The sequence below is a fragment of the Mediterraneibacter sp. 210702-DFI.5.30 genome, from assembly GCF_020560115.1.
Taxonomy (GTDB): domain Bacteria; phylum Bacillota; class Clostridia; order Lachnospirales; family Lachnospiraceae; genus Mediterraneibacter; species Mediterraneibacter faecis.
Genome location: NZ_JAJCME010000027.1, coordinates 1 through 5,549, shown reverse-complemented (window position 1 = coordinate 5,549; position 5,549 = coordinate 1). Strand labels below are relative to the sequence as shown.

Annotated in this window: 5 protein-coding genes; 1 reads left to right on the top strand and 4 read right to left on the bottom strand. The window is 41.8% G+C overall.

The window, feature by feature from the left end; all coding sequences use genetic code 11:
* The 4 genes from LI126_RS14515 to LI126_RS14500 form a co-directional block, all read right to left on the bottom strand.
* Window positions 1-1,232 (bottom strand): asparagine synthetase B family protein (locus LI126_RS14515; RefSeq protein ID WP_227165646.1); only part of this gene is annotated, 1,232 nt, incomplete at its 3' end.
* A 185-nt stretch (window positions 1,233-1,417) separates the two neighbouring features.
* Window positions 1,418-2,467 (bottom strand): transglutaminase domain-containing protein, encoded by a 1,050-nt coding sequence (locus LI126_RS14510; protein WP_227165644.1) that lies wholly within the window; start codon window positions 2,465-2,467, stop codon window positions 1,418-1,420.
* 2 nt (window positions 2,468-2,469) lie between these two features.
* Window positions 2,470-3,441, bottom strand: a complete 972-nt coding sequence (locus LI126_RS14505; protein WP_227165643.1) for a DUF3878 family protein — start codon at window positions 3,439-3,441, stop codon at window positions 2,470-2,472.
* Window positions 3,434-4,447 (bottom strand): GTP-binding protein, encoded by a 1,014-nt coding sequence (locus LI126_RS14500; RefSeq protein ID WP_227165642.1) that lies wholly within the window; start codon window positions 4,445-4,447, stop codon window positions 3,434-3,436. The genes LI126_RS14505 and LI126_RS14500 overlap by 8 nt, the downstream gene beginning before the upstream one ends.
* 331 nt (window positions 4,448-4,778) lie before the next feature.
* On the opposite strand from LI126_RS14500, the gene LI126_RS14495 reads away from it, so the two are divergent.
* A complete protein-coding gene (locus LI126_RS14495; protein WP_227165641.1) occupies window positions 4,779-5,498 on the top strand; it encodes a FadR/GntR family transcriptional regulator in 720 nt (239 codons plus the stop codon).
* The last annotated feature ends 51 nt before the right edge of the window (window positions 5,499-5,549 follow it).

Here is a 5,549-nt window from a genome sequence, read left to right as displayed (position 1 = left end):
AAGCGAGACGGTATACGAGATGCGATATCAAAAATTCTTCTATCTGTCAACGGCATACGGATCTCAAGTCCGGCTGCTGTACTCATCTTATCAACATTCAGGTAAATATCACCTTCCAGCCAGATCTGAATATCTACATCAGACATCTTTGTCAACGGATCAAGACCTTCTGTCTCCTCGTAGATTCCTCGTGCAAGTTCAATCGGCAGTACGTCTGGATCGTATTTCTTAAGAATCTTCTGCTTCTCGTCTTCTTTCATGATATTGGTATTTCCAACATAGAAATTCTTCAGATTCTCACCATAACGTTCTGCGTTTCTGTACATATTATAACCACCGAAGAATTCGTCAGAACCCTCTCCGGAATAACAGATCTTCGTATGTTCTGCTGTTGCATTACATCCAAGTGTAAATACAATCGCAGATGCATCTCCAAGTGGTTGCTCCATATTGTACATAACATAAGGTACAATATCAAAGAACTGCTCCGGTGTAATGATACTTCTGGAAAATTTTCTTCCAAGAAGCTGTGCTGTCTTCTCTGCAAGAACAGATTCATCAAATCTCTCTTCCTCATATCCACAACAGTCTGCCTGTTCTGCATCAGACATTGCAAGCACATAGGAAGAATCTACACCACCTGACAGGAATGACTCCACTCTCTCATCTGCGGTCTTCACTTCCGGCATGATTTCTTTCAGAGTATTATGGATCTCATCAGCCCAATCTTCCAGAGTCTTGCTCTCATCCGGATGGAATTCCGGTTTCCAGTATCTGTGAATCTCAAGCTTTCCATCCTGCCAGATCAGATAGCGTCCCGGTAACAGTTTTTTCAGTCCACGGAAAAATGTATTCTCTCCGGCAACATAGGTCAGACTTAAATACAGCTGAAGCATCTCTTCATTCAGTTCTTTCTTAAATCCCGGCTGATCGATAATATCACGGATCATCGTTCCATAAAGAAGCTCTCCATCTTCTGTCTCATAGTAATAGAATGGTTTTGTTCCAAACTGATCTCTCAGACAGAAAAGTTTCTGCTCCTCCTCATCCCACAGAGCAAATGCAAACATTCCGTGCATATGATCTGCCATCTCGCATCCCCATGTCTGATATGCCTTAATCAAAATCTCATGTTCTCTTTCTTCTCTGGAAAGTGTAAGATCAATTCCAAGCCTCTCACAAAGTTCTTCCCAGTTACGAATATGTCCTCTGTATGTTTTTACAATTATCATCTGTTTAACCTCTCTTTTGTCACCATCTTTGGTTTTTGAAAGTTGTTTCTTCTCCCGCTTATATCCTACAGATATCGACAACTTTCACGGTTCAATCCTATTCTATCACACTAACTTTTTCTTGTAAATTCTCAACTATCACTCTGATACCGATCTCGGTCTGAAGCATATATAACATATGTATTTTAGTCAGAATGCATCTCACCTTCATTCGCTTCTTCCATTTGCACTTCTTCTGCTGTGCTACTTCCTGCTATCTCTGCATCAACATACCCAAAACGAATCACTGCCTGTGGCCAGTTAAGGCTGATTCTTGGTTTCTTCCCTTTCTCCGCACCTGCTTTTTCAATCAGATCAAGCAATTCTTCCAGAACTGTTTTTGTCAGATAACCTCCGCGCCAGTGAAACGTCAGAATTCTTCCTTTCTTTGCCATCTGAAGTGCTCTTTTGTAAACTTCTTCCGGTTTTGTAAAAGACAGTTTCTTTTCTTTATAATAGAAATGATCTCCGTCCGTACACTTCATAGCCGGAGCGATCAAAGGCTCATGATCCCGGAAAATCGATTTATCTTCCAGATTGAAATAATCATAACGGATTTCTTCTCCGATCGTACAGTTTCTTGTAAGTGTATTATCAAATGTCGCATCTAAATGATAATATTTCCCATTAATCCGCACGATATTCCATGTATGACGGTATTTGATTCCCTTATCCGGATTATTCCCGCAAATAGCGATCATACACCAGACTCCAAGTTCATCGCACAGCACTTTCACCGCTTTTGCAATCCCCTCACAAACTCCGACACCCTGTCCTAACGGACCAATAATCTCATGTGAATAAGGTTTCTTCAATTTATCATATTTTATATTCTCGCAAATGAAATCATGAATGTATTTTTCTTTCTCTGATTCTGATAATTTCTGCGCCGGTCGTGCAAGTTTCTCTACTCTGGATTTCATTGCCTTCTGATGTTCTTTCACCTTCGCCCGGTCAAACAAATATTCCGGCATAAACTGAATGTTCGGCGATTCCTGATAATAACGATACTTAAATCCCGTTGCCCAGAAAATCTCCGGGTGATCCAGGCGCATCTGGAAGAATACATTATACAGTTCTTCTCCGCTCATACGCGGTACCTGAATCTCCTTCTCCATCCGCAAGACGCCCTGACAGATTGCATGATACGTTGCTTGCTGCATCTTATTCATCTTACTATAATAAAATGGTTCCATACTTATCCTCTCCGGTCAGCAGAAAATTCTTCTATCTGAACTTTTCGTTTTTTTCCTTTCTTTTCCCAGATCATCAGACTGATTTTGTATTGGAGTGAATCTCTTGATGCAATAAATGGTTCCTCACGAAATATATTTATCCGAAATCCCTGTTCTTCTAACTCTCGTTTCCGCTCTGATGCTCTCTTCTCAATCTTACGATTCTGATTTTCTTCCTCATCTGTGAATTTTCTTCTCGGGTAATTTGCTGCTGCCATCTTCAGTTCTTCCATCAAAAGATCTGTGACTTCTGCATGACGCTTTTCCTGCAACATCCCGGCAATCTTTTTTGCCCTCCGCTTCCGTGGATGTTTCTGATAAAACTTTAGACATCTTAGTAACTTTTTATCTTCTACTGTTGCCGCAAGCTCCTGCATCACTTGATGTGCTTCTGCTGACGGTACCCACGGATTTTCCCTTGGAACTACATATTGCTCTGAAACTGCCGGATAACAGCAATGATTCAGCGGCGGAAAGTCCGCCAGCGCAGCTAGTTTCCGCTCCGTCTGATTACAGTATTTTGCTCCCAGATAATCCAGTTTATCCCGTACGATTGCAATCTTATATTCTATCTGACGCAGATATTCCGCACCTTTCACCCAGAAATGTCCGATTTCTCCATAGTCATATAAGTGTACTTCTTCACTTAAATCCTCAAAAAAAATCGTAACCACGGTCTCGCCCTGATGAACTACAAGGACATAGGACTCCTCCGGTTCTTCTGTTACACTTAACTCCGCTTCTAGTTCACCTTCATAATCCTCTCTATACTGACCTGTCATCCTTGCATTTTCAAAGACAAGAAAGCTCTCTACCGCATCGTTCATCAAATAAACCAGCCGCAGTTTTTCTTCTGTAAAAAGCAGTTCAAACTGTCCTTGTTCCAGCACTTCTCCTAGTTTCAGAAATGCTTCCGGCAATTGAATTTCACTCATTTTCCGCTCCCTCAGTGCATTTGTCTTCCAGGCACTCACGAATCTTGTCTTCTTTCAAATCCTCACCGATCACGATCAGAATCTCCTGTCCTTCTTTGATTGGATTTACTGTCATCTTCTGTGTTGTCGCATTCAGCTCCATCCAGTCACCGGATTGATTCTTCATAAATCCTTTTATACGGAACACTCTTCCGATATCATTAAGATTTTTATTGTTTTCTTTTTCAGAATCATCTGTGCATCCACGTTTACCAAACAGCTTTTTCACAGCCGGAACCAGTTCTTCTTCTGTCCGATTCAGATTCATAAAATATAAGGTCTGGAATCCATCCTTTTCTGTACCTTCCGGTCTGCGAAACGACTCAATCTGATAGCCGCTGTTCTGAATCTGTGCAAAATCTTCCTCTGTCAGCATATCCCAGTCTTTTGCGATCACTTCTTTTTCAATTCTTCTGGTACATCCAATACGTTCAAGAGAACGATTGACATGTAAAATAATTCTGTTTTCCTGTTCTTCACAAGCATTGTCCTTATCCAGCCTGCTCAGCACGATCACACCAGCATCCGCCGCCTCAGATCCCAGCAAATATTCCGCCTGATCTGACAGATTTTCTTCCAGTCCCGCATCTACGATTGTGATCACACTTCCGATTTCGTACCACCGATCCAGAGGTTCTTCTCTTAATCCATCAAAAAATTCATCCACGTCATAGATTCCCGACGGCTCCACGATTACTCTGTCATATCCACACATTGCCATAGAGATCAGCTTTGTCTTGAATCGTCTGCGGTGTGTCTCTTTATCACACCCTCCGGAAATCATTTCCAGTTCACATTTTTCTCCCTGCAGCTCCTGAAGAAGCATCATATCCACATTCACCGCACCGAAATCATTTTCCAGAATTCCGATATTCAGACCCTGACGAAGCAGGTAGGATGCATACTCTTTTATAAATGTTGTCTTTCCTGCCCCCAGAAAACCTGTAATCAAATCTATCTTTACCATGATTGTTCCTCTCATATCTGATATACTCGCACAATTTACTCTAACTATAATACCACAATCTTCTTGCTTTTCAAGAATTCCTCTGCAATCCTACCGGAGGCTATATCAGCTGGGAGATGACTCCCACCACTGATACTAGCTTGTTTCTCACCACCTATAGAGATGGGAGTCATCTCCCAGCTGATATAAATATAGAGTATTGAATCCACCGCCTGTTTTCCCTATAATAAACTTATCAACAATAAACGTTATTTTTTACGAAATTTTCAACATTTTTATCTCATCAAAACACACTTTGTGAAGATAACGCTTACGAAACGGAGAATTTATTATGGAATTTCAGAAGATCAGTTCCCCTTCCCTGAGGGATCTGTTTATTGAACAATTAGAACATCTGATTCTTTCCGGCAAGCTACAGGTCGGAGAGAAACTTCCACCGGAACGCCAGCTTGCTGAAATGATGCAGGTCAGCCGTGCGGTTGTCAACAGCGGGATAAATGAGCTGGAGAAGAAAGGATTCCTCACCGTAAAACCCCGCAGTGGAACTTATGTAGCAGATTTCCGCAGAAAAGGGACTCTGGATACATTGATTGCGATCATGAATTACAACGGCGGACGCATGCGTGATCAGGAGATTCGTTCCATCTTCGAAGTCCGCATTGCGCTTGATACACTTGCTGCACAGCTCGCCATCGACACGATCAGCGACAAAAACATCCAGCGTCTCCTCGAATTCGTTAATCAGATCCGTGATGCACAGGATGTCACCACTGCCATTGAAGCTGCTTACGAATTCCAACACGAGTTTGCCCTAATTTCCGGAAATACATTGATTCCACTTATTTTCCAGTCTTTCCGAGCACCGATTTTTAATATGTGGGAACGTTATTGTGAACTCTATGGGATAGAAGAATTATATCGAAGCAATTATAAGACCTGGACCTATATCCGCGACCGAGACACCCAAGGAGCGATTGCATGGGTTCAGAAATCCATGCAGGACTGCATTGATGGGAAGCATCAGATTTACTATTCCAATGAGTTTGTATAAATTTGTATTTGTCTGTCTGATTCTCCATATTGAAGCAAAGGATTTGGTGGT

What these genes read in the sequence shown, in the direction of transcription:
- LI126_RS14495 (WP_227165641.1), top strand. Translation starts at nt 4,779, where the DNA reads ATGGAATTTCAGAAGATCAGTTCCCCTTCCCTGAGGGATCTGTTTATT.
- LI126_RS14510 (WP_227165644.1), bottom strand. Translation starts at nt 2,467, where the DNA reads ATGGAACCATTTTATTATAGTAAGATGAATAAGATGCAGCAAGCAACG.
- LI126_RS14500 (WP_227165642.1), bottom strand. Translation starts at nt 4,447, where the DNA reads ATGGTAAAGATAGATTTGATTACAGGTTTTCTGGGGGCAGGAAAGACA.
- LI126_RS14505 (WP_227165643.1), bottom strand. Translation starts at nt 3,441, where the DNA reads ATGAGTGAAATTCAATTGCCGGAAGCATTTCTGAAACTAGGAGAAGTG.